The sequence below is a fragment of the Afifella pfennigii DSM 17143 genome (assembly GCF_000688515.1).
Classification (GTDB): Bacteria; Pseudomonadota; Alphaproteobacteria; order Rhizobiales; family Afifellaceae; genus Afifella; species Afifella pfennigii.
In genome coordinates, this window is sequence record NZ_JHZK01000001.1 from 131,906 (window position 1) to 154,844 (window position 22,939).

19 protein-coding genes are annotated in these 22,939 nt (G+C 67.6%); 11 read left to right on the forward strand and 8 right to left on the reverse strand.

Features of this window, described 5'->3' with window-relative positions; all coding sequences use genetic code 11:
• Nucleotides 1-32: 32 nt before the first annotated feature.
• The 5 genes from Q331_RS0100680 to Q331_RS0100700 are packed head-to-tail and all read left to right on the forward strand — an operon-like array spanning nucleotide 33 to nucleotide 5,671.
• Nucleotides 33-2,765: a hybrid sensor histidine kinase/response regulator gene (locus Q331_RS0100680; protein WP_026379080.1), complete on the forward strand. Its 2,733-nt coding sequence runs from the start codon at nucleotides 33-35 to the stop codon at nucleotides 2,763-2,765.
• Nucleotides 2,762-3,235: a chemotaxis protein CheW gene (locus Q331_RS0100685; protein ID WP_026379081.1), complete on the forward strand. Its 474-nt coding sequence runs from the start codon at nucleotides 2,762-2,764 to the stop codon at nucleotides 3,233-3,235. Before Q331_RS0100680 ends, Q331_RS0100685 begins: the two co-directional genes overlap by 4 nt.
• Nucleotides 3,236-3,285: 50 nt before the next feature.
• Nucleotides 3,286-3,663: a response regulator gene (locus Q331_RS0100690; protein ID WP_026379082.1), complete on the forward strand. Its 378-nt coding sequence runs from the start codon at nucleotides 3,286-3,288 to the stop codon at nucleotides 3,661-3,663.
• A complete protein-coding gene (locus tag Q331_RS0100695) occupies nucleotides 3,660-4,826 on the forward strand; it encodes a protein-glutamate methylesterase/protein-glutamine glutaminase (protein WP_407637757.1) in 1,167 nt (388 codons plus the stop codon). Before Q331_RS0100690 ends, Q331_RS0100695 begins: the two co-directional genes overlap by 4 nt.
• On the forward strand, nucleotides 4,826-5,671 hold the full coding sequence (locus Q331_RS0100700; protein WP_210164885.1) for a CheR family methyltransferase: 846 nt from the start codon (nucleotides 4,826-4,828) through the stop codon (nucleotides 5,669-5,671). The genes Q331_RS0100695 and Q331_RS0100700 overlap by 1 nt, the downstream gene beginning before the upstream one ends.
• 121 nt (nucleotides 5,672-5,792) lie before the next feature.
• Here the strand turns inward: Q331_RS0100700 and Q331_RS0100705 are convergent, their stop codons facing one another.
• From Q331_RS0100705 to Q331_RS19325, 5 genes are all read right to left on the reverse strand, one after another.
• Nucleotides 5,793-6,239, reverse strand: a complete 447-nt coding sequence (locus Q331_RS0100705; RefSeq protein WP_026379085.1) for a hypothetical protein — start codon at nucleotides 6,237-6,239, stop codon at nucleotides 5,793-5,795.
• Nucleotides 6,236-6,712: a MarR family winged helix-turn-helix transcriptional regulator gene (locus Q331_RS0100710; RefSeq protein ID WP_026379086.1), complete on the reverse strand. Its 477-nt coding sequence runs from the start codon at nucleotides 6,710-6,712 to the stop codon at nucleotides 6,236-6,238. Before Q331_RS0100710 ends, Q331_RS0100705 begins: the two co-directional genes overlap by 4 nt.
• A gap of 215 nt (nucleotides 6,713-6,927) precedes the next feature.
• Nucleotides 6,928-9,660: an HAD-IC family P-type ATPase gene (locus tag Q331_RS0100720; protein ID WP_026379087.1), complete on the reverse strand. Its 2,733-nt coding sequence runs from the start codon at nucleotides 9,658-9,660 to the stop codon at nucleotides 6,928-6,930.
• 40 nt (nucleotides 9,661-9,700) lie between these two features.
• Nucleotides 9,701-11,422, reverse strand: coding sequence for a cation:proton antiporter (locus Q331_RS0100725; RefSeq protein WP_210164886.1), 1,722 nt, complete (start codon nucleotides 11,420-11,422; stop codon nucleotides 9,701-9,703).
• Complete coding sequence (locus Q331_RS19325) at nucleotides 11,422-11,751, reverse strand: helix-turn-helix domain-containing protein (protein ID WP_156953239.1); 330 nt, start codon at nucleotides 11,749-11,751, stop codon at nucleotides 11,422-11,424. The genes Q331_RS0100725 and Q331_RS19325 overlap by 1 nt, the downstream gene beginning before the upstream one ends.
• A 77-nt stretch (nucleotides 11,752-11,828) precedes the next feature.
• Here Q331_RS19325 and Q331_RS0100735 point away from each other — a divergent pair, with 77 nt between their 5' ends.
• A complete protein-coding gene (locus Q331_RS0100735) occupies nucleotides 11,829-12,689 on the forward strand; it encodes a universal stress protein (RefSeq protein ID WP_026379089.1) in 861 nt (286 codons plus the stop codon).
• Between the two features lie 132 nt (nucleotides 12,690-12,821).
• Here the strand turns inward: Q331_RS0100735 and Q331_RS0100740 are convergent, their stop codons facing one another.
• A complete protein-coding gene (locus tag Q331_RS0100740; RefSeq protein ID WP_026379090.1) occupies nucleotides 12,822-13,877 on the reverse strand; it encodes a response regulator in 1,056 nt (351 codons plus the stop codon).
• 160 nt (nucleotides 13,878-14,037) lie between these two features.
• On the opposite strand from Q331_RS0100740, the gene Q331_RS0100745 reads away from it, so the two are divergent.
• Together Q331_RS0100745 and Q331_RS0100750 are read left to right on the forward strand one after the other, a co-directional pair.
• Nucleotides 14,038-15,027, forward strand: coding sequence for a hypothetical protein (locus Q331_RS0100745; RefSeq protein ID WP_026379091.1), 990 nt, complete (start codon nucleotides 14,038-14,040; stop codon nucleotides 15,025-15,027).
• A gap of 84 nt (nucleotides 15,028-15,111) precedes the next feature.
• Nucleotides 15,112-17,118 carry a vWA domain-containing protein gene (locus Q331_RS0100750; RefSeq protein WP_026379092.1) on the forward strand — a complete coding sequence of 669 codons (2,007 nt, stop codon included), beginning with the start codon at nucleotides 15,112-15,114 and terminating at the stop codon, nucleotides 17,116-17,118.
• Between the two features lie 68 nt (nucleotides 17,119-17,186).
• Here the strand turns inward: Q331_RS0100750 and Q331_RS0100755 are convergent, their stop codons facing one another.
• Nucleotides 17,187-17,927 (reverse strand): SH3 domain-containing protein, encoded by a 741-nt coding sequence (locus Q331_RS0100755; protein WP_156953221.1) that lies wholly within the window; start codon nucleotides 17,925-17,927, stop codon nucleotides 17,187-17,189.
• A 171-nt stretch (nucleotides 17,928-18,098) separates the two neighbouring features.
• On the opposite strand from Q331_RS0100755, the gene Q331_RS0100760 reads away from it, so the two are divergent.
• Entirely contained in the window at nucleotides 18,099-18,662 is a 564-nt protein-coding gene (locus Q331_RS0100760; protein WP_210164887.1) for a molybdopterin-dependent oxidoreductase, read from the forward strand.
• A complete protein-coding gene (locus tag Q331_RS22810) occupies nucleotides 18,659-19,987 on the forward strand; it encodes a sensor histidine kinase (RefSeq protein ID WP_051630258.1) in 1,329 nt (442 codons plus the stop codon). Before Q331_RS0100760 ends, Q331_RS22810 begins: the two co-directional genes overlap by 4 nt.
• 45 nt (nucleotides 19,988-20,032) lie before the next feature.
• Here the strand turns inward: Q331_RS22810 and Q331_RS0100770 are convergent, their stop codons facing one another.
• Nucleotides 20,033-20,230 carry a heavy-metal-associated domain-containing protein gene (locus Q331_RS0100770; RefSeq protein ID WP_026379095.1) on the reverse strand — a complete coding sequence of 66 codons (198 nt, stop codon included), beginning with the start codon at nucleotides 20,228-20,230 and terminating at the stop codon, nucleotides 20,033-20,035.
• A gap of 150 nt (nucleotides 20,231-20,380) precedes the next feature.
• On the opposite strand from Q331_RS0100770, the gene Q331_RS19335 reads away from it, so the two are divergent.
• Entirely contained in the window at nucleotides 20,381-22,906 is a 2,526-nt protein-coding gene (locus Q331_RS19335) for a heavy metal translocating P-type ATPase (RefSeq protein ID WP_051630260.1), read from the forward strand.
• The last annotated feature ends 33 nt before the right edge of the window (nucleotides 22,907-22,939 follow it).

The following is a 22,939-nucleotide window of genomic DNA, read 5'->3' on the forward strand; positions in this document are numbered from 1 at the left end:
GCTGCTGCCGCGATATTCCGCCGGAGAAGAGCATGGACGAACTTCTACGCGAGTTCCTGACCGAGACGAATGAGAGCCTGGACGTCGCCGACGCCGAGCTCGTCAAGTTCGAGCGGGAGCCGAACAACGCCAATATCCTCAACAACATCTTCCGCCTGGTGCACACCATCAAGGGCACCTGCGGCTTTATCGGGCTGCCACGTCTTGCGACGCTGGCGCATGCTGCCGAGACCTTGATGGACAAGTTCCGTCAGGGCGTGCCCGTCACGCCGGAGGCCGTCAGTCTGGTTCTGCAGACAATAGATCGCATCAAGGAGATCCTCGCCAAGCTGGAAGCCAGCGGCGGCACGGAGCCGGAGGGCTCCGACGCCGATCTCATCGCGCTCTTGGAGGCCATGGCCAATGCCGAGACGGCCGAGGCCGCCGAGCCGCAGGTGACGGTCGGCGAGCTCGTGCCGCAGGTTCTGGAACGCCCGCTCTTGCCGGGCGAGGTCCCCCTCGACGAGCTGGAAAGGATGTTCCGCGAGACGGAGGTGGAGATCGAAACGCCCAAGCCGGCCCGCGGCAAGGGACGCAAGAGCACATCGACCGCCGCGCCGGACGAGCCGGCCGCGCGAACGCAGGCCCCGAGCGCGCCGGCAGCGGCAGAGCCGCAGAAGCCTGCCGAGCCGGATGCGCCGAAAGCTGCCGGCAATGAAGCCTCCGCCGCGGCTGCCGCCAATAACGTCTCCAACCAATCGATCCGGGTCAATCTCGATGTCCTGGAGAATCTGATGACCATGGTCTCGGAGCTGGTGCTGACGCGCAATCAGCTGATGGAGATCGCTCGCCGGCAGGAGGATTCCGACTTCAAGGTCTCGCTCCAGCGCCTGTCGACGGTCACCGCCGAGCTACAGGAAGGCGTCATGCGCACGCGCATGCAGCCGATCGGCCATGCCTGGCAGAAGCTGCCGCGCATCGTGCGCGATCTGGCCCAGGATCTGGGCAAGCAGATCGAGCTTGAGATGGCCGGCGCCGATACCGAGCTCGACCGCCAGGTCCTCGATCTCATCAAGGACCCCCTCACCCATATGGTCCGCAATTCGGCCGATCACGGCCTTGAAAGCGCGGCGGAGCGACGGGCGGCGGGCAAGCCGGAGAAAGGCACCATCCGCCTTTCCGCCTTCCACGAGGGCGGCCACATCATCATCGAGATCGCCGATGACGGGCGCGGCCTCAACACCGATCGCATCCGCGCCAAGGCGGCGGAGAAGAATCTGGCCAGCGAGGCCGAACTGGCCAAGATGCCTGACAGCCAGATCCACCGCTTCGTCTTCCATGCCGGCTTCTCCACCGCCGACAAGGTGACGAATGTCTCCGGCCGCGGCGTCGGCATGGACGTGGTGCGCTCCAATATCGAGCTCATCGGCGGCAATGTCGACGTGCGCTCCGCCGACGGCAAGGGCTCCACTTTCGTCATCAAGATCCCGCTGACGCTCGCCATCGTGCCGGCGCTCATCGTGGAGGTCGCCCGCGAGCGCCTGGCCATCCCGCAGCTCGCCGTCGTGGAGCTGGTGCGCATTCAGCCCGGCTCTGAGCACCGCATCGAGCGCATCAAGGAGGCGCCGGTCCTGCGCCTGCGCGACAAGCTGCTTCCGGTCGTGCATCTCGGCCGTCTGCTCGGCCATGCCAGCGAACAGGAAGAGAGCACCGTGGAGGACGGCTTCATCGCCGTCATGCAGGTCGGCAATCGCACCTTCGGCGTCATCGTCGACGCGGTCTTCCATACCGAGGAGATCGTCGTGAAGCCGATGTCCTCGATGCTGCGCCATATCGGCATGTTCTCCGGCTCCACCATCCTCGGCGACGGCACCGTCATCATGATCGTCGACCCGAACGGGGTCGCCCAGGCGGCGGCCACGACGATTGAATCGACGGCGAGCCAGGCGGCCTCGGAGACCGCGGCGCTTCCCGGCGACGCCGAGGCCAAGGTCTCCATGCTCGTCTTCCGCGCCGGTTCGCAGGAACCGAAGGCCGTGCCGCTGTCGCTGGTTACGCGATTGGAAGAGTTCGAGGTCGACAAGGTCGAGCTCTCCGGCGGACGGCCGATCCTGCATTATCGCGGCGACCTCATTCCGCTCGTCTACGCCGATGAGAGGATGACGCCGCGCGCCGAAGGCACGCAGCCGATGCTCATCTTCTCCGACAACGGCCACACGATGGGCCTCGTCGTCGACGAGATCGTCGATTTCGTGGAAGAGCCTCTGAACATCGAACTGCCCTGCGAGACGCCTGGCATGCTCGGCAGCGCCGTTCTCGCCGGCAAGGCGACGGAAGTGCTCGATATCGCCTATTTCCTCTCGATCGCCTTCGGCGAGCGGCTCGGCAAGATGGAAGGCCATCACGCTGGCCGGGTGCTCTTCGTCGACGCCAACCCCTTCTACCGCAACATGGTTCAGCCGATGCTGCGTGGCGCCGGCTACGACGTGCATGCCTGCGCCAGCCAGGAAGAAGCCCTGTCGCTGCTTGGCTCCGGACTGCGCTTCGACATGATCATGGCCGATATCGACCAGGCCGGCCCGGACGGGCGCAGCTTCGCCGAAGCGGTCCGCGACCTGCCCGATATCGGCGACGTCACCTTGATGGCCGTCACCGGCGCCTCGCTGCCTTCCAATTCCGAAAGGTCTCGCATGACCGGCTTCGACCGTTGCCTCGGCAAGCTGGATCGCGCCGGCCTGATCGCAGCCCTTCGTGAGTGCAACACCTCATATGGAGAAGCCGCATGAGCAAGAGCAACGAGACGAGCGGCAAGCCTGCCACCGAAAACCAGTTCGTCACCGTTCATATCGGCGGTCAGCTCTTCGGTCTGCCGATCGCGGCGGTGCACGAGGTCTTCGTTCCCGAGCAGGTCACCCGCGTGCCGCTGGCGCCGCCGGAGGTGGAGGGCGTGCTGAACCTGCGCGGGCGCATCGTCACGACGATCGACCTGCACCGGCTTCTCGGCCTGCCGGCCGTTTCGGAGGGCCACAAGATGGCGGTCGGCATTGAGTACAAGTCGGAATCCTACGGCCTGCTCATCGACGAGGTTGGCGAGGTGCTGGCCATCGATGCGGCGACGCGCGAGCCTTGCCCGCCCAATCTCGACCCGCGCTGGGCGGAGATGGTGGAGGGCGTGCACCGCATCTCCGGTGAATTGCTTCTCGTCCTTGACGTTGAAGCCGTTCTGGCCGGCATCACCACCCGTCTCGCCGCCTAGGGCACCCTGGCGCCCTGGGCCTGCAAAATCGCCATGTCAGGAATAGACCCATGACAACCTGTCTCGTCGTCGATGACTCCTCGGTCGTGCGCAAGGTCGCACGCCGCATGCTGGAAGATCTTTCCATTGAGGTCCGGGAAGCGGAAAACGGGGCGGCCGCCATGGATCGCTGCGCGGAGGCGATGCCCGATGCCATCCTGCTGGACTGGAACATGCCGGTCGCCAGCGGCCCCGATTTCCTGCGCGCCCTGCGCCAGCGGGAGGACGGCGCCGCGCCGCGGGTCATCTTCTGCACCACGGAGAACGACCTCGATCATATCGCGGCGGCGCTGGAGGGCGGCGCCGACGAATACATCATGAAACCCTATGACGCCGAAATCCTGCGCGAGAAGCTGGAAGCCGTCGGCGTGCTGAAGGCCGCCGCATGAGCAGCCCCGCTGCCTCCTGCGGCGCCCGGCGGGCCGATGTGGCGGGCCGCGACGCGGCGATCCGCGTGATGGTGGTCGACGATTCGGCCTTCATCCGCGGCATCGTCACCCGCTGGATCGGCGAGGAGACCGGTCTGGCCGTCGTCGCCACGCATTCCAACGGCCGGCGCGCGGCGGAGGATGTCGCCCGCTCCAAGCCCGATGTCGTCATCCTCGACATTGAGATGCCGGAGATGGACGGTCTGACGGCCCTGCCGCTCATTCTGAAGGCGCGGCCGGGCACCGCCGTCATCATGGCTTCCACGCTCACCCGGCGCGGGGCGGAGGTCAGCATTCGCGCCCTCACCCTGGGCGCCTCCGATTATGTGCCCAAGCCCGATTCCACCAACGGCCTGTTGAGCGCCACCGATTTCCGGCGCGACCTTCTCGCCAAGGTGCGCAGCCTTGGCGCGGGCGTCCACAGCCGCGCCCGCCGCAACCCCGGCGCACCCGCCGCGGCCCGGCCGCGGGCAGCCTCCCCCGCGCCCGTCCAGGCCGCGCCCGCCCCGGCCAAGCCGAGGCTGCGCCCCCTCGCCAGACGGCCCGTCAAGGCGCTTCTCATCGGCTCGTCGACCGGCGGTCCCCAGGCACTCACCCAGCTTCTGGGTGCCGTCGGGCCTGTCCTCGCCCATGTGCCGGTCTTCCTGACCCAGCATATGCCGCCCACCTTCACCGCCATCCTGGCCGAGCATCTCAGCAAGGCCTCCAGCCGCACGGCCGCCGAGGCCAAGGACGGGGAGGTCGCCCTGCCGGGCCGCATCTATGTCGCCCCGGGCGGCAGGCACATGCTGCTCGCCCGTTCCGGCAGCTCCGTCGTCCTGCGCCTCTCGGACGCGCCGCCGATCAATTTCTGCAAGCCTGCGGTCGATCCGATGTTCGCCTCCGCGGCCGAAATCTACGGCGCGGGCACGCTTGCGCTGGTCTTGACCGGAATGGGCAGCGACGGCGCCAAGGGCGCTGTCAGCGTCGCCGATGCCGGTGGCAACGTGCTCGTCCAGGATGAGCGCTCCAGCGTCGTCTGGGGCATGCCGGGCGCCACGGTCGAGGCCGGCGCCTGCGCGGAAATCTGGCCCATTGCCGATCTCGGCGGCCGGGTCGTTCGATTGCTTTCGGGTTCACACTGATGATTTCTCCTGATGATTTCGCCTTTTTCCAAAGGTTCCTGAAGCAGCGGTCCGGCCTCGTCCTCGGCGAGGACAAGGGATATCTGTTGGAAGCGCGTCTTCTGCCGATCGCCAACACCTTCGGGGTTTCCAATCTGGGGGCGCTGGCGGAGCGTCTGCGCCGGCCCGGCGCCACGGCGCTGGAGGAGGCCATCGTCGACGCCATGACGACGAACGAATCCTCCTTTTTCCGCGACAAGACGCCTTTCGAGGCCTTCCGCGCGCTGATGCTGCCGACATTGCTGCGCAAGCGCTCGGTGGACCAGCCGATCCGCATCTGGTGCGCGGCCGCCTCTTCCGGGCAGGAGCCTTACTCGCTCGCCATCCTGCTACGCGAGGAGGCCGCCGCCATCGCCGGCCGCAAGGTCGAGATCGTCGCCACCGACCTCTCCCAGGAAATGCTGAAGCGCGCCCGCGCCGGGCTTTACAGCCAGTTCGAGGTGCAGCGCGGCATGCCCGTCCAGCTCCTGCTGAAATATTTCAAGAAGCAGGGCGATGACTGGCAGATCGCGCCGGAGCTGCGCCAGATGGTGCATTTCCGCAGCCTCAATCTGCTCAGCAACTTCTCCGCGCTCGGGGCATTCGACATCGTCTTCTGCCGCAACGTGCTCATCTATTTCGACCTTGCCACCAAGGCCGACATCCTGTCGCGCATCGCCAAGAACCTGAAGCCGGATGGCTATCTCGTTCTCGGCGGCGCGGAGACGGTCGTCGGGGTGACCACGAGCTTCGCCCCCGTCGCCCAGCAGCGCTCCCTCTACAGCCTGACACAGGGCCAGGCGCCGCGGGCGGTCGCCGCCGCCTGACCTCGCCTTCCCTCCGGCGGCTCCCGGCCGCCGGCAATCCGCCCATATCCGCACGCACAAAGCCGCCCCGGCGCGGTGACGTTCCTCCGGGGCGGCTGGCGATCGCGAAAGCGTGCGGGCCTTAGACGGCCTTCGCCGATGCCTTCCTTCCAACCGCAAGGCCGTCGCGGATGGATAGGCCGATCAAGGCCAGGTTGACCGCGCCGGCCACAAGCTCCAGCGCCTGCACGGCGACGAAGGCGCCGGAGAAATCGCCGGCCGCGGCACGGCTTTGCAGGAAGAAGGCCGACGGCACCAGGATGAGAAGGCCGTTGAGGGCGATCACCGGCATGCGCTTCTTCTTGGCGAGGATGCGCGGATGCCGCCATTTCCCCCCGAGCCGAAAGCCGGTCCCGCCGACGATGGCCATGGCCGGGATGAGGGCGAGCATGCCCCAGAGGATGCCGGTCTTCACCGCCAGGATGGCGCCGGCATCGCCGCCGATCTCCACGGCGACCGTGGAAGTCCAGAAGACCAGGATGATGAGGAACGCGGCAATTCCTGCGATCGGATGAATGGTACGGATCATGTTTCGCCTCCATGGTTTGGCCCGTGCTCCAGGCGAGCACGCAGCCGCGCGAGAAGATCGGTGAAGCGCGCCAGCTCGCCGGGCTCCGCCTCGGCCGCCAGCGCTTCGGCGAAGGGCGCCCACAACGCCGTCGCCTTGTCGAACAGCGCCATGCCGTCCGGCGTGAAACGGACCAGCTTGGCGCGCTTGTGGTTGGGATTGGGGGCAAGCTCGAAAATCCCCGCAGCGACGAGATCGTCGACGACGCGCTGCACCGATTGGCGGGCAAGACCCATATTGCGGGCGAGCTGGGCGACCGGAGACTCCCCCCGCCCCTGCGCCACGGAGCCCATGACCTGCCAGCGCGCGCTGGTGAGGCCGAGCGGCTTCACCAGTTCGTCGCCGGCCGCGATCAGCGCGCCGTTCAAGCGGAAGACCTCCAGGATCATGGCGTCCGTGGGGTGCTGAAAAGGATAGGCTGGATGATCTTTCATGACAGCACACTGTCATTAACGCAGCATACTGTCAATAAGGGCGATCACTCGCGCCGGCGCGGCGGCGCGTCGCAGTCGCCGGGATCGGCGAAATCCTCCTCGCAGCTCCCGCCGAATGGCAGGCGCATGCGGGGGCTCCGCCCGCATGCACAGATCGGCCTCGCCCCGGGCGCTGCGGAGCCGGGCCGGCCGTACAAATCTCGTATGGGAGCCGGCTAGCCGCCGCCCGCCTGCGTCGCGCGCCCCGCCGAAGGACGCCGGAAAGCGAGGCGCATCTGCTTTTCCGTCTCGATCAGCATGAAGAAGACGGCGCCCACGGCGACGATCAGCACGCCGTCCCATAGCGGCACGGCGGCGGTGCCGAGGATCGCCTGGCCCGGCGGCAGGTAGGTGATGGCGAATTGCGCCGCGGTGACCGTCAGAACGCAGGCCCACACGACCCTGGTGCCCTTCGCCGCGGCGAAGGTCAGCGAGGCGCTGTGAATGTTGCGAATGAAGAAGAGGTGGAAGATCTCCAGCACCACCAGCGTGTTCATCGCCATGGTCTGCGCCAGCATCGTCGGATAGCCCCGGTCGAGCGCATAGGCGTAGATGCCGAAGACGGCGATGAGGAACAGCCCGGAGACGAAGACGATGTGCCAGACGAGGACGCCGGTCAGAAGCGGCTCCTCGCGCGGGCGTGGTGGACGGCGCATCGTGCCGCGCTCCGAGGGCTCGAAGGCGAGCGCCAGTCCCAGCGTGACGGCGGTAATCAGGTTCACCCACAGGATCTGCACCGCCGTGATCGGCAGCGCCATGCCGGCAAACAGCGCCACGACGATGGTCAACGCCTCGCCCGCATTGGTGGGCAGCGTCCAGCTGATGACCTTGGTGATGTTGTCGTAGACGGTGCGGCCCTCGCGCACGGCGGCGGCGATGGAGGCGAAATTGTCGTCGGCCAGCACCAGTTCGGCGGCTTCCTTGGCCGCCTCGCTGCCCTTGCGGCCCATGGCGATGCCGGCATCGGCGCGCTTCAGCGCCGGCGCGTCGTTCACCCCGTCGCCGGTCATCGCCACGGTGAGGCCGCGCGATTGCAGCGCCGTCACCAGGCGAAGCTTGTGGGCCGGCGAGGTGCGGGCGAAGATATCGGTGGAGACGGCCGCCTCGGAAAGCGCGCCATCGTCCATCGCCTCGATATCGGCGCCGGTCAGGACGCGCTCGGCGTTTTTGAGCCCGATCTCCGCGGCGATGGCGCGGGCCGTGGCGGCATGATCGCCGGTGATCATCTTCACCCGGATACCGGCCGAATGGCATTCCGCCACGGCCTTGATCGCCTCCGGGCGCGGCGGATCGATGAGACCGACGAGGCCGATCAACGTGAGCTGGCCCTGCAGATCGGATGTGTTGAGCACCGTCTGCTCGGGCGCAACGGCGCGCACCGCGACCGCGATGACGCGCTGGCCCTCGCCGGCGAGGCGCTCCACCATGGCATACCAATACTTGGCATCGAGCGGCTCCCTGCCGCCCTCGCCGGCGCGCTGGTCGGCGCACATCGCCAGCACCGCCTCCGGCGCGCCTTTGACATGGATGGCGGCGTGGCCCTCATGGTCGTGATGCAGCACCGCCATGTAGCGATGCGCCGCGTCGAAGGGGATGGCGTCGGTCCGGGCCCAGCCGGCGAAGGGCTCCGCCCCCTCCCCCGTGATCTTGCCCGCGAGCGCCATCAGCGCGCCCTCCATCGGGTCGCCCTCCACGCGCCAGCCTTCCGCCTGCCCATGCAGCACGGCGTCGTTGCAGAGCGCCGCGGCGCGGGCGAGCTCGCCCAGCACCGTGTCCTCGGCCGCCTCCGCTTCGCCCGCTTCGCGGCGCACCCGTCCTTCGGGCGCGTAGCCGCGACCCTCCACGCTGTAGAGCCGCCCGGCCGCCGCCAGCGTCGCCGCCATCATCTCGTTGCGCGTGAGCGTGCCGGTCTTGTCGGAGCAGATCACCGAGACCGAGCCCAGCGTCTCGATGGCCGGCAGCCGGCGCACGATGGCGTTGCGCCGCGCCATCGCCTGCACGCCGACGGCAAGCGTGATGGTCAGCACCGCCGGCAGGCCTTCCGGGATAGCCGCCACCGAAAGCCCCACCACCGCCATGAAGAGCTCGGCGAAAGGCATGTGGCCGACGAAATAGCCGTAGGCCAGAAGGCTGAGCGCCACCAGAAGGATGAAAACCGTCAGCCAGCGGGCGAAGACGTCCATCTGGCGCACCAGCGGCGTCGTCAAGGTCTCCACGGTGGCGAGCAGCCCGCTGATCCGCCCGATCTCGGTCGCCGCCCCCGTCGCCACGACGGTGCCGCGCCCGGCGCCCGCGGCGACGAGCGTGCCGCTGAACATGATCGAGGCACGGTCGCCCAGCGCCGCCGCCTCCGCGACCGCTCCCGTCGCCTTGTCGACGGGAACGGATTCGCCGGTGAGGATCGCCTCCTCCGCCTTCAGACCGCGCGCCTCGATGAGCCGCAGATCCGCCGGCACGCGGTCGCCCGCCTCCAGGAGCACGACATCGCCCGGCACCAGCTCGGCGGCGTCGACGCTCTGCCGGCTTCCGTCCCTCAGCACCGCCGATCGCGGCGCCAGCATCCCCCTTATTGCCTCCATCGCTTCTTCGGCGCGGCCCTCCTGCACGAAGCCGATCACCGCATTGACCAGAACGACCGCCAGGATGACGCCGGTATCCACCCAATGCTGCAGCCCCGCCGTCACCGCCGCCGCAACGATCAGCACATAGATGAGAACGTTGTGGAATTGGCTGAGGAAGCGAAGGATGGGGCTGCGTTTGGCCGGCTCCGGCAGGCGGTTGGGGCCGTGCTCGGCAAGCCGGCGACGGGCTTCCTCGGCGCTGAGCCCCGCGGGAGAGCTCTCTATCCTCGCCAGGACATCGCCGATGGCAAGGGCGTGAAAGGGGGGCCGCGGCGGATCGGTTGTCATGGAGGTCTCGTTCATGTCGCGCTTGGCATGAGAAGGCGGCTCACGATGCCTGCTTCTCCTCCGAGGCGATTTCCGGGATCTCGGTCCGGCTCTCCTCCTGGCCGCCGCACAGCAGTTCCACGGCCCGGTCGGCCGCGTCCTGGAAGGGCTCCAGCACCATGTTGGCGCCGGCCCCGAACAGGTCCTCCGTGTCCTTGGCGCTGTGCGAGGTCACCACCACCCGGCCGGCGAAACCGGCGCTGCGCGCAAGCTGGATGAGCGTCATGCGCGTATCCTCGTGGCTGAGCCCGGTCGGATGGATAGGCACGGTGGAGACGAGCCATTCGGCCTGCGCCAGCGGCAGTTCGGCGACGAATTCCGGGTCCGTCGCGTCGCCGTACTCGGTGTCGAGGCCGAGCTCGCGCCAGCGGCGCACCGCCAGCGGATTGAAATCGACGCCCAGCACCCGCACGCCGCGCTTCTTCAGGCGCAGGCCGATGGCGGTGCCGAAACGGCCGAGGCCGAAGATGACGACATCGTAGTCGCCCCTGACATGCGCGCCCGCCTCGCCCGGCTCGCGCGGCGTGCCCTTGCGCTCAAAGACGCCGAGCAGCGGCTCGAAGACGGCGTAGAGCCGGTGGGAATAGGTGATCATGTAGGTGGAGGCGGCGATCGTCACCAGGCCGACCATCGTCACCAGCCCCAGCGCATCTTCCCCCACATGCCCCAGCGAGACGCCCATGGCGACGAAGATGAGCGAGAACTCGCTGATCTGCGCCACCGTCAGACCCGCCAGGAAGCCGGTGCGCTTGCGGTAGCCCATGGCCCCCATGATGGCGAGGACGATAAGCGGATTGCCGATGAGCACGAAGAGCGAGAAGACGATGGCGCCGGGCACATGCGCGCCGAGCAGAGAAAGATCCAGCGTCGCCCCGAGGGCGATGAAGAAGAACAGCAGCAGGAAGTCGCGCAGCGGCGCAAGCCGCGCTGAGATCGTTTCGCGATAGGGTGTGGAGGCGAGCGAGACGCCCGCCATAAGCCCTCCGACCTCCTTGCCCAGACCCGCCACATCGCCGATCGCGGCGAAGATCGCCGCCTGCGCGATGGCGAAGATCACCAGAAGCTCCGGCGCCCGCGCCAGCGTCTCCGTCAAGGGATTGGCGACATAGCGCACGAACACGATGACGAGGCCGACCATGGCAACGCCGGAGGCGAGCACGGTGAGCGCCGAGCCGGCGCCGCCATCTTCGCCCGCCGCGCCGATGCCGATGGCCGACAGCACGATCATCGCCAGCACGACCACCAAATCCTGCACGATGAGGAAGCCGAGGGCGATCTGGCCGTGCAGAGAATCGATCTCGCGCTTGTCGGAGAGAAGCTTGACGATGATGATGGTGGAGGAGAACGTCAGCGCCACCGCGACGTAGAGGCTGGTGACATGGCCGAGCCCGAGCGCCAAGCCGATGAGATAACCGAAGACGGAGGTGAAGGCGACCTGGCCGAGGCCGGTCAACAGCGACACCCCGCCCAGCGAGCGGATGAGCTTCACGTCCAGCTTGATGCCGACGAGGAAGAGAAGCACGGCGATGCCGAGCTCCGACAACAGGCCGATCTGCGCGTCGGAGCGCACCACGTCGAAGGCCGACGGCCCGGCGATCAGCCCGACCGCGATGAAGCTGACGATGAGCGGCTGGCGCAGGATGATGCCGATGAAGCCGATGACGGCGGCCATCACCAGGAGGGCCGCGACCTCTCCGAACGCGGACTGAACGATCACTTCCATCAGCGTGCCGGCCTGTCTCCTTTCTGACCTAAGAAACCGGATTGCCCGGCCGCTTCACCTGGCAACGCCAGGCCACCTCCGGTGTCCTGCGCCGGCCTCGTCGCGTGCCCCTGCAGGAAGGCGTCCAGATCGCGCGATCCGATGCGCCATCCCTTGCCTATATCGATGGCGCGCAGCTCGCGCGCCTTGATCCATCGCCGCACGGTCGCCTCGCTCACCTTCAGGAGATCGGCCACTTCCTTCACCGTCTTGTAGTGCTCGTCGACCATCACCAGCGGCCTTCGGCGTCGTTTGAGCTCCTTTGCCTCATTGTAGTGTGATCTGCACATTTCAGATAGTGTTTGCAGCAATTTGGCGCATGGCGGCGAGGCGTCCGGCGGCGCCTCGATCGAGAAAGGTGGAAGCCATGAAGAGCATCCTGGTCGCGACCGATTTCTCCGAACGGTCGGATCGGGCCCTGCGCCGGGCGAGCCTGCTCGCCAGGCAGGCGGGAGCCGGGCTGTGCCTGGTGCATGTGGTCGATGACGACCAGCCGGCCCGCATCGTGGAGGCCGAGCGCGAGGCCGCCTCGCAGCTGCTCGACGAGCAATCGGCGACGCTGCGGGAGATGGACGGCATCAGATGCGACACCCAGGTGATTTTCGGCGCGCCCTTTGCCGGCATCGTGGAGGCGACCTGGGAGCGTGAGCCGGACCTTCTCGTCATCGGGCCGCACCGCCGTCAGGCGCTGCGCGACATCTTCGTCGGCACCACCGCCGAACGCACCATCCGCACCGTCACCTGTCCGGTGCTGATGGCCAATTCGCCCCCGGCCGGCCCCTACCGCAACGCCCTCGTGACGACCGATCTCTCCGACGCCTCGCGCGACGCGATCAAGCGCTACCTGTCCTTGCGCATGCCGGGCTCGGCCCGAACCTCGATCGTCCACGTCTTCTCTCTCCCTGCCCTCGGCCTTGCCAGCCATTCCATCCCGAAGGAGGAAAAGCAGCGCTACCTGGACAGCGAGGCAGAAGGCGCGGCGCGCCAGCTCGCCGCGTTTCTCGGCGACTTGGATGTCGTCTTCGCCGAGCACATCCTGCGCCACGACGCTTCCACCCCGGCGCGCGAAATCCTCAACGCGGCCGAGGAGAGCGAAGCCGGCCTCATCGTCGTCGGAACCCAGGGCAAGAGCGGCCTGGAAAGGCTCCTCCTCGGCAGCGTCGCGGAGGAGGTCTTCAGGCACGCGCAGATGGACGTGCTCGCCATTCCCCCCAAGCACCGCCGCTAGCGCTTTTTGCGCTGAAGCTTGGCGCCCCTTGATGGAGCCGGTTCCGTTTTGGTCTTCTAAAGGCGCGCGACAGGAAGAGAGGCGCAGCGCGATAGAGGCATCGGCCAAGAGACGCCGCGAAGCGGGCGCTGGCTACCGCAGGACCGCGAAGCTGCGCATGATGAGCGCGACGAGATCGACCTGGCGGCGCGTGCCGGTCTTCTCGAAGAGGTTGCGCAGATGAAAGGCGACCGTCGTCTGGCTGATGCCAAGGTCGCTGGCGATATCGGCGCTGCGCCGCCCGCGCACCAGCCTGTGCGCCACCTGCGCCTCGGCGGGCGTCAGGCCGAACAGCGAGGCCAGCATATGCTCCGGCGGCTCGGGACGACGCGTCGCATCGGCCAGGAAGATCGCCGACATGGCAGGCCGCCCCTCGCCGGCCTCGCGGCCGGGAAGCGAGCAGATCACCAGCATGACCTCGCCGGCGCCCTCGCCGCCTCGCAGCGTCATGCCCTGCATGCGGTCCTCTCCCCGCTCCGCGGCCTCGACCGTCTGCGCAACGATCGCGCGCAGCTGCCGCGTCTCTTCCGCCGTCCCCGCCCGCAGTCCTCCACGCAAGCAAAGACCACCGCCTTCCGCCTCCAGCGTCCGCGCGAAGGCATTGGCGAAAGCCACCTGTCCCTCCCCGTCGGCCAGCACGACCCCGAAGCTGAGGAGGTCGAGCACCTCCGTCGTCATGCCGTTGAGGAGGCTGCCGAAGGCGGACCCCGCCGCTTCCTCCCGCTCGCGATGCTGCGCCCGTATCCGCCGCGCCTGGGCGATCCGCGCCTCGATGCTGGCCAGCATGAGGTCGAAATCGATCGGCTTGACGAGATAGTCGTCGGCCCCCGCCCGCTTTCCCGAGATCACCTCGGCGCGTTCGTTGAGCGCGGTCAGAAAAACGAACGGCACGTCATCCAGGTCGCCCCGGCGGGTGCGCACGAGGTCGAGCAACTCGTAGCCGTTCATGCCCGGCATGCTGATGTCGCAAAGGATGAGATCCGGCCGGACATTCTTCAGGATCTCCAGCGCGCCACGACCGTCATCGGCCCCGATCGCCTCATGGCCGGAAGCGCGCAGCTCCTCGATGATATCGGCGCGCAGATCCGGCTCGTCCTCCACGCATAGGATAAGCCCGCCACGTCCCGGCGCCGCTCGTTTCGTGGTCATCGCCGTCCTCTCTCCAGGCGCATCGCAAATCGGCTCAAGGCCGCATCCGCAGGCAATGCCGCAGCCGCGACCCTTCCACCCCCTCCGTTCGAACGGGGACGGGCGCGCCAGCGCCGACTAGACGAGGCGGGCGAAGCTGGAAGCTGCGGAGATTGCCTTCATGTGGGACTTTTCGATCCGGCGCGCCCTCGGATTGATGGCGCGCACCTCGCCCTTCATCTTCTTGCGCATGGCGGTCTATTTCGGCGTCACCCTCGCCTATGTGCTGATGACCGGGATCGGCGCCGGCGTCGGCTGGGGAATAGGCGGCTTCGGCGACGAAGGCTTCCGCGCCGGGGCGACCTTCTGGGGCGGCATGGCCGGGCTCGCCGTCGTCGGCGCCGTCATGTATTTCCTGCGCGAATACACCCTCTACATCGTCAAGGCCGGCCATATCGCCGTTCTGGTCGAGCTTCTCGATGGCAGAGCGATGCCGCACGGGCGCTCGCAGGTCGCCCATGCCCGCGCCGAAGTGACGGAGCGCTTCGCCCAGACCAGTGTGCTTTTCGCCATCGATCAGCTCGTCAAGGGCGTGCTGAAGGCTGTCACCGGCCTCATCCAGGGTCTGACGACAATTCTGCCGATCCCCGGCGCACGGCAATTGGTGACCGTCCTCCATGCCTTCCTGAAAATCGCCGTCGGCTTCGTCGACGAGGTCATCCTCGCCTATGCGATGCGCACGCGTTCCAGCAATGCCTGGGAAGCGGCGCGCACCGGCCTCGTCCTCTATGGGCAGAACTACAAGCCGATGCTGAAGAACGCCGCTTGGCTGGCGTTGATCGTCTATGGTCTTTCCTTCCTGGTCTTCCTGGCGATGCTGGCTCCGGCCGGTTTGGCGGTCTACCTCATCCCCGGCGGCTGGTCGGCCGGCGCCATGGTCTTTGCCCTGCTCTTTGCCTGGAGCGTCAAGGCCGCGCTTCTGGAGCCCTTCGCCATCACCTGCATGATGCAGGTCTATTTCAAGACCATCGAGGGCCAGTCGCCGGACCCGGCCTGGGACGCCAAGCTGGAGAATCTCTCCGCCAAGTACCGCACGCTAAAACAGAAGGCGACCGCGGCGGGCGGACATGCCGCCTCGGACGAACCCTCATCGTCGGCGCGCGCCGCCTAGACCTTCTTCAACCTTGGGCCAGCAGGCTCTAGCGGCCTTCGCGGCCGGCATCCCTCATCGAGAATTCCAACGAGAAGGTGGATTATGCAAAAGGCCAGATTCCTACTTGCCGGCGCCTTGATGCTGTGCGCCGGCGGGGCCACGGCCGCCGAGGACGTCATGGTGGTCTTCGACGGCTCAAACTCCATGTGGGGCCAGATCGACGGCACCGCCAAGATCGAGATTGCCCGCAACGCCATGGGAAGCCTCATCGGCGACTGGACGCAGGACAGCAATGTCGGCCTGATGGCTTACGGCCATCGCCGCGAGGGCGATTGCAGCGATATCGAGACGCTCATCGCCCCCGGCCCGTTTGACCGCGACGCCTTCATGGCGAAGGTGGCCAGCATGTCTCCGAAAGGCAAGACGCCGCTGGCGAGCGCCGTGGAAAAGGCCGCCGAGGCCCTCGCCTATCGCGACAATCCGGCCACCATCGTTCTCATCACCGACGGCATCGAGAGCTGTCGGCGCGATCCCTGTGCGCTCGCCGGCGAACTGGCGCAGATGGGAGTGAACTTCACCGCCCATGTCGTCGGTTTCGACCTTTCGGGCGAGGATCAGGCCGCGGTCGCATGCCTCGCCGAACGCACCGGCGGCCGCTTCGTCGCCGCCGGCAACGCCGCCGAGCTCGGCGCGGCGTTGAGCGAGGTCGCAACCGCGGTGGCGGCGCCCAAGCCGGGGAGCGCGCCTGCGCCGAAGCCTGAGCCGACGTCGAGCGTGACCCTCAAGACGCCCGAAAGCGTCGTCACCGGCGCCGCCTTCGACGTTTCCTGGGAGACAACCGACCAGCAGCCGCGCGATTTCGTGACCATCGTGCCCATGGGCGCGAAGGAAGGCGGGTATGGGAACTACGCGCGCGTGGGCGACGACAGTGAAGGCAGCCTTCGGGCCGCTGCCGAGACGGGTCTCTACGAAGTGCGCTATGTGATCGAGGAAGGGCGCGCCACGGCGGCTTCCGCCGAGATCCAGGTGGTGGCGGCGGAGACGTCGGTGGACGCTGCCGAGAGCGCCATGGCCGGCGAGAACTTTGCGGTTTCCTGGTCGCACGCCGTTCATCCGCGCGATTTCGTCACCATCGTCCCGATGGGCGCCGCGGAAGGCGAGTACGGCGCGCACAAGCGGGTTGGCGACCAGGCCGAAGCTACGCTCACGGCGCCGGCCGAGCCCGGCCTTTACGAGGTGCGCTATGTGCTCGATGAAGGGAGGCGGACGCTCGCCTCGGCCGAGATCGAGATCCTGGAGGCCGAGGCCTCCGTCCGGGCGCCGCAGAGCGCCGTCGTCGGCTCGCTCTTTCCGGTGCAATGGTCGCGCTCCATCCATCCGCGCGACTTCGTCACCATCGTGCCGATGGGCGCCGAGGAAGGTGCTTACGACAGCTACGCGCGTGTCGGCGACAAGACCGAAGGCACGCTCACGGCGCCCGCCGCGGCCGGGCTCTACGAGGTGCGCTATGTGCTTGAGGAAGGGAGGCGGACGCTCGCCTCGGCCGAGATCGAGATCGTGGAAGCCGATATCGAGCTGAGCGGGCCGGACACCGTCCGCGCTGGCACCGATATCCGCATGGCCTGGTCGGGTACCCCGCCCCATACGCGGGATTATGTGACCATTGTTCCGATGGGCTCGGAGGAAGGCGCCAATGGCGATTACGTCCGTGTCGGCGGGAGCAGCGAGGCTGACCTTCCCGCGCCGGGGCAAACCGGGCTCTACGAGGTTCGTTACGTCCTTGCCGAAGGCAAAAGGACGCTTGCCCGGCACACCCTGGAGGTGGTGGAAGAGAACGCGCCGCTCAACGACGGCGGTTCGCTTCAGGCCCCGCAATCCGGGGCGCCGGGCGAGACGGTGCAGGTCGGTTGGAGCGCCGATGGCGACGGCGATCGGCGCATCGCCCTTGCGCGCGCCGACCAGGCCGATTTCACCTGGATCGACGCCAAGAAGGCGGCCGAGGCGGCGCTGAGCTTCACCCTTCCCGATGAGCCGGGCTTTTACGAGTTCCGTCTGCTGGATATCGGCGAGCGCAAGGTGCTCAGCCGGGTGACCGTCAGCGTCGAATAGGAACGCCCGGCGCGGGACGACACATGCCCCGCCGGCTGCCACGCGGCCGGCGGGTCTTGGGGCGAGGCCTATTGGAAGCTCCAAGCCTCATGCTCGACACGGATAACCCGCGGTTCGCCGTTCTGGGCGCGCAGGCGCACGATTGCCCGGCGCGGCTGGCCGAAATTGCGAAAATCGACGTTGACGGTGATGAGGCCACGATACATTGGCTGCGCCTCGTCCAGCGCGACGCGCAAATCGGTGACGTCGCTGTCCTGCGCATCGAAGAGCGGGCCGGCCTCCAGCTCGCCGCGCGCGATGGCCGCGACGAGCGGCGCGGCGAAGAAGGCGCCGGCGCGCGCCGGATGCAGTGGGCCTGTGAAGCTGTCGCTCAAGGCGCGCAGATGATCGTCGTAAAGCCGCCGCACCAGCCGTTCCGCCTTATCGGCGATGTCCTCCGTCGCCGCCGGGGGCACCCTCTCCGCCCCATAATCAGGTTCCAGAAAGCGTTGCGCCACCCAGCCCTTGCGGCTGTAATCGGGGCTTTGCATCAAGCACCAGCGCGGCGGCAGGGCGGCACGTTCGGCCTCGCTCATCCGGAAATAGTGCTCCGGCGTCATCAAAGGTACGCAGGTGACCTGCAAGAGCCCGCGCGCATCATGAGAGAACTCGCCGATCACGGGGTATTGGGTCCCCGGACCCATACGCATGTTGAGCGCATCGCCGGCTCCCACATCGACGACGCGCCAGGCATCCGGCCCGTCGGCCTCCGCCCAGGCCACGCCGCACGTCACCAGCGCGGCAAGTCCAGCGGCGCACATGCTGCGCAAGCGCGTCCGCCTCTTGTCTCGGCCCAACATCTTCTCATCCTTCCACTGTCTTGGTGCTTGAAAGGGTGACCTATCCAAATAGGATGGCGCCGTCCCCGTCGGAAAGGACGGGGCCCGCGCGGGGGGCTGCAAAGCGCGCTTGAGAAAACCCAAGCCAAAGGTGTGGCTAGCATGAACCGCACGTCCAACCTTGCGGGCGTTCCCCTCCCTGCGCCGTTCGTCTTGGCGCCGTTCCTCATCGCCGCTTTCCTCATCCTCCTGGCGGGCCTCGCGCCCTCGCGCGGAGCGGAGGCGGAGGTTCTGGAGGAGCCGGCCGGCGAGGTTCTTCTGGAGGTCGTGGGAGACATCCAACGCACCAACCGCGACGGCAGGGCCGTCTTCGATCGCGCCATGCTGGAGAGCCTTCCCTCCACGAAGCTGCGGACCTCGACGGTGGTGACCGATGGCGTGCGTCATTTCAGGGGCTTTTACATGCGCGACCTTCTGGCCTTGCTGGGGGCGCAGGGGACGACGTTGAGGGCAAGCGCCCTCAACGATTACCAGATCGACATTCCGCTCTCCGACTTCGCCCGCTTCGATGTCGTCGTGGCGACGCATATCGACGGCGAGCTCTTGCAGCCGCGCGACAAGGGCCCCTTGTGGATCGTCTATCCCCGCGACGACCACGCCGAGCTTCAGGACCTGCGTTACGATTACCGCTGGGTATGGCAGCTCAATCGCCTGGAGGTGAGATGAAACTGCGGGGCGGCGTCTTCGCGCATCCCTTCAGCCTCGCCGCCATCGTCCTCTTCACCGGTCTTCTTGTCTTCGCCCTGTGGCGCCTGTGGAGCACCGAGCAGGCGCTGCGCGCGCAGGCGGGCGACAACATGCTCTGGACGATCGCGCAGGCCCAGCTCGCCGCCCAGCAGCTCGACCTCGCCCTCGCCCGGGCACGTCTGGAGGCGGAGGAGGCCGACACGCTCGGGCTGCGCTACGACGTGCTCCTCAGCCGCCTGACCCTTCTCATGGAGGGGCCGCAGCGTCGCTATCTCGACGATCTGGGACAGCTTGCGCCGATCAGGCGCCTCTCACGCGAGGTCGAAACCCGCGAGGCTGACGTTCTCGCCGCCGGTCCGGCAGAAGGCGAGTATCTCCACGATCTCCTGGGGGAGCTGGCGCGCGAGCTCGGCCTGGCCGCCAACCGCGCCATGGTCGCCCATTGGGACGAGACGGGCGCGCAGCTCGACCGCCAGCACGCCGCGATCCTGCAGGTGATCCTTGCGGTCGCCATCATCCTGACGCTCGGTGCCTTCATTTCCGGGCGCATGCTGGCCGCCCTGGGCGCCAAGCAGCGCGCGCAGATGTCGCTGCTGCGCGAGAAGGAAATCCGCGAGGCCTATCGCAGCTTCGTCGCCCTCGTCTCCCATCAGTTCCGCACGCCCTTATCGGTCATCGACGCCTCCATGCAGCGCATCCTGCGCAAGGGCGAGGCGATGTCCCGTGCGGAGATCGCCGAGCGCGCCCAACGCACCCGCGCAAGCGTCAAAAGCCTGACGGAGCTGATGCAGGCAACGCTCGATTCCATGAAGCTCGACGCCGGCCAAATGCATATAAAACAGCGGGAATTCAATCTCGCCGTCGAGTTCAAGACCGCCCGCGAGCGCCAGCTTGAGGCCCGGCCGGACCGCACCATCACGATCGACATCGGCGACGACGTTCCCACCAATCTCACCAGCGACCCGCTGCTCGTGCATCAGATCATCGCCAACCTCCTCGCCAACGCCCTGGCCTACTCGCCACGCACGGAGCCGGTTGCGGTCCGCGTGCGGCGGCACGGCGAACGGCTGCGCATCGCCATCGAAGATCGAGGCATCGGCATTCCGGACGAGGAGAAGGAGCGGCTGTTTCAGCCCTTCTTTCGCGCCAGCACGGCCACCGGCGCCTATGGCGTTGGCATGGGTCTTTACCTCTCTCGCCGTCTTGCCCGCATCCTCGGCGGCGATCTGACCTTCAAGAGCAAGCAGGGTCTCGGCTCCACCTTCACGCTCGACCTGCCGCTCGCAAGCGTCCCGAGCGCCTGAGCCGGCGTGCCGCAGCGGCCTCGCCGGCCCGCCGCCTGCCTGGCCTCAGGCTACGGGCTGGGCAGGATATCCCGCCTTCTTCAGCACCGTCTCGATCACCTGCCGCGGCATATCCGATTGCACCTCCACCGTCCGCGCTTGCAGATCGGCTACGATCTTGGCGGCTCCGTCCAGCGAACGGATCGCCTCGCTCACGCTCTCGACGCAACCGCGGCAAGCCATCTTCTCGATATGGAAAAGCATGGGAACCTCCTTTTCCGTTCCAGATCGCCCGCAGATGCGCTTTGCCGGCGTTGGCAGGTCAAGGCCGAAAAATCTCTCCGCCTCGCTCTTGACCTTCCAGTCGTTGGAAGCCCCACCTTTCCCCGAGCAAGATGTACCGAGGAAAGCGCGATGAACGCACCCGTGAAGATCAGCCCTGCCGAAAGAGTGACCCTGCCCATCGAAGGCATGAGTTGCGCCTCCTGCGTCGGACGGGTGGAGAAGGCGCTGAAGGCGGTCCCCGGCGTGGCGGCGGCCCATGTCAACCTGGCGACCGAGAGCGCCGAGGTGGCGCTGACGGAGCCAATCGACCGCAGGGCGCTGGTGGAGGCCGTGGAGAAGGCTGGCTATGCCGTGCCTGCCGGCTCCGTGGAGCTCGCCGTCTCCGGCATGTCCTGCGCGTCCTGTGTCGGCCGCGTGGAGAAGGCCCTGAAGGAGGTTCCAGGCGTCACCGAGGCGAGCGTCAACCTCGCCGCCGAGCGGGCTCTCGTCAAAGGTCGGGCCGATATCGATGCCTTGGTCGCCGCGCTCGGCGCCGCCGGTTACCAGGCAAGCCCGGTTGCCACCGGCGCCGAGGAACGGGCCGAGGCGAGCGCGCGCAAGGATGCCGAAGAAGCGCGCCTGAAGCGCGACGTCTTGCTCGCCGCGCTGGCGACCCTGCCCGTCTTCGCGCTGGAGATGGGCGCCAAGATCGTGCCCGGCATGCATGCATGGATCGTCTCCACCATCGGCATGCAAACCAATTGGTATATTCAGTTCGCCTTCACGCTTTTCGTCCTCGCCGTGCCGGGCATCCGCTTCTACAGCCACGGCTTTCCGGCGCTGTTGCGCGGCGCGCCGGACATGAACAGCCTCGTGGCCGTCGGCACCTCGGCCGCCTTCCTCTATTCCCTGGTGGCAACCTTCGCCCCCGCCCTGCTGCCGCAGGGAACGGTCAACGTCTACTATGAGGCGGCCGCCGTCATCGTCACGCTGATCCTCCTCGGGCGCTATCTGGAGGCGCGCGCCAAGGGCCGCACGTCGGAGGCCATCAAGCGGCTCGCCGGCCTGCAGGTGAAGACCGCCCGGGTGCGCCGCAAGGGCGCGGTCTCTGAGATCGCCGTCGCCGAAGTGGAACCCGGCGACGTGGTCGAGATCCGCCCCGGCGAGCGGGTGCCGGTCGATGGCGAGGTGATCGAGGGGGCGAGCTATATCGACGAATCCATGATCACCGGCGAGCCGGTGCCGGTCGCCAAGGAGCCGGGCGCGACCGTGGTCGGCGGCACGGTCAACCAGACCGGCGCGCTCGCCTTCACCGCCACGGCGGTGGGCGCCGACACCATGCTCGCCCAGATCATCCGCATGGTGGAGGAAGCGCAGGGCTCCAAGCTGCCGATCCAGGCTCTGGTCGACCGGGTGACGCTGTGGTTCGTGCCGGTGGTCATGACCGTCGCGGCGCTGACCTTCCTCGTGTGGATGGTCTGGGGGCCGGAGCCGGCGCTCACCTTCGGCCTCGTCAACGCCGTCGCCGTTTTGATCATCGCCTGCCCCTGCGCCATGGGGCTTGCCACCCCGACCTCCATCATGGTCGGCACGGGCCGGGGCGCGGAGATTGGCATCCTGTTCCGCAAGGGCGAGGCTCTGCAAACGCTGAAGCAAGCGCGCGCGGTGGCGCTCGACAAGACGGGCACGTTGACGGAGGGCCGCCCGGTTCTCACCGATCTTGAGCTGAGCGAGGGGTTCGACCGGCGCGATGTGCTTGCGCGGATTGCCGCGGTGGAAGCCAAGTCCGAGCACCCGATCGCGCGCGCCATCGTGGAGGCGGCAGAGGCCGATGGCCTCCACCTGCCGCAGGTCACCGACTTCGGCTCGCAGACCGGCTTCGGCGTCGCGGGCCAGGTGGAGGAGCTGCGCGTGGAGATCGGCGCCGACCGCTACATGGCAAGGCTCTCCCACGATGTCGATGTCTTCGCCAAGACCGCCGACCGGCTGGCCGATGAAGGCAAGACGCCGCTCTACGCCGCCATTGGCGGCAGGCTCGCCGCCATTCTCGCCGTGGCCGATCCGGTGAAGGAGACGACGCCGGAGGCGATCGCGGCCCTGCACGATCTCGGCCTCAAGGTCGCGATGATCACCGGCGACAACCGTCGCACCGCCGACGCTATCGCGCGCCGGCTCGGCATCGACGAGGTGGTGGCCGAGGTGCTGCCCGGCGGCAAGGTCGACGCGGTAAGGCGCCTCAAGGCCGAGCACGGCACGCTCGCCTTCGTCGGCGACGGCATCAACGACGCGCCGGCGCTGGCGGAGGCCGATATCGGACTTGCCATCGGCACCGGCACCGATGTCGCCATCGAAGCCGCCGACGTGGTGCTCGTTTCCGGCAGCCTCAAAGGCGTGCCGAACGCCATCGCGCTGTCCCAGGCGACGCTGAGGAACATCCGCCAGAACCTGTTCTGGGCATTCGCCTACAACACCGCGCTCATCCCGGTGGCCGCGGGCGTGCTCTATCCTTTCTTCGGGCTGCTGCTTTCGCCCATCCTCGCCGCCGCCGCCATGGCGCTGTCGAGCGTCTTCGTTCTCGCCAACGCCTTGCGCCTTCGCCGCTTCACGGCGCCGATGCCGGCAGAGCCGCAGACAAGCTCCGCGGCGGCTCCGCCCCGCCTCGTTCCGGCGCAATAGCGTCGGCGCAAGGGCGCCCGACCGGTTCATGGT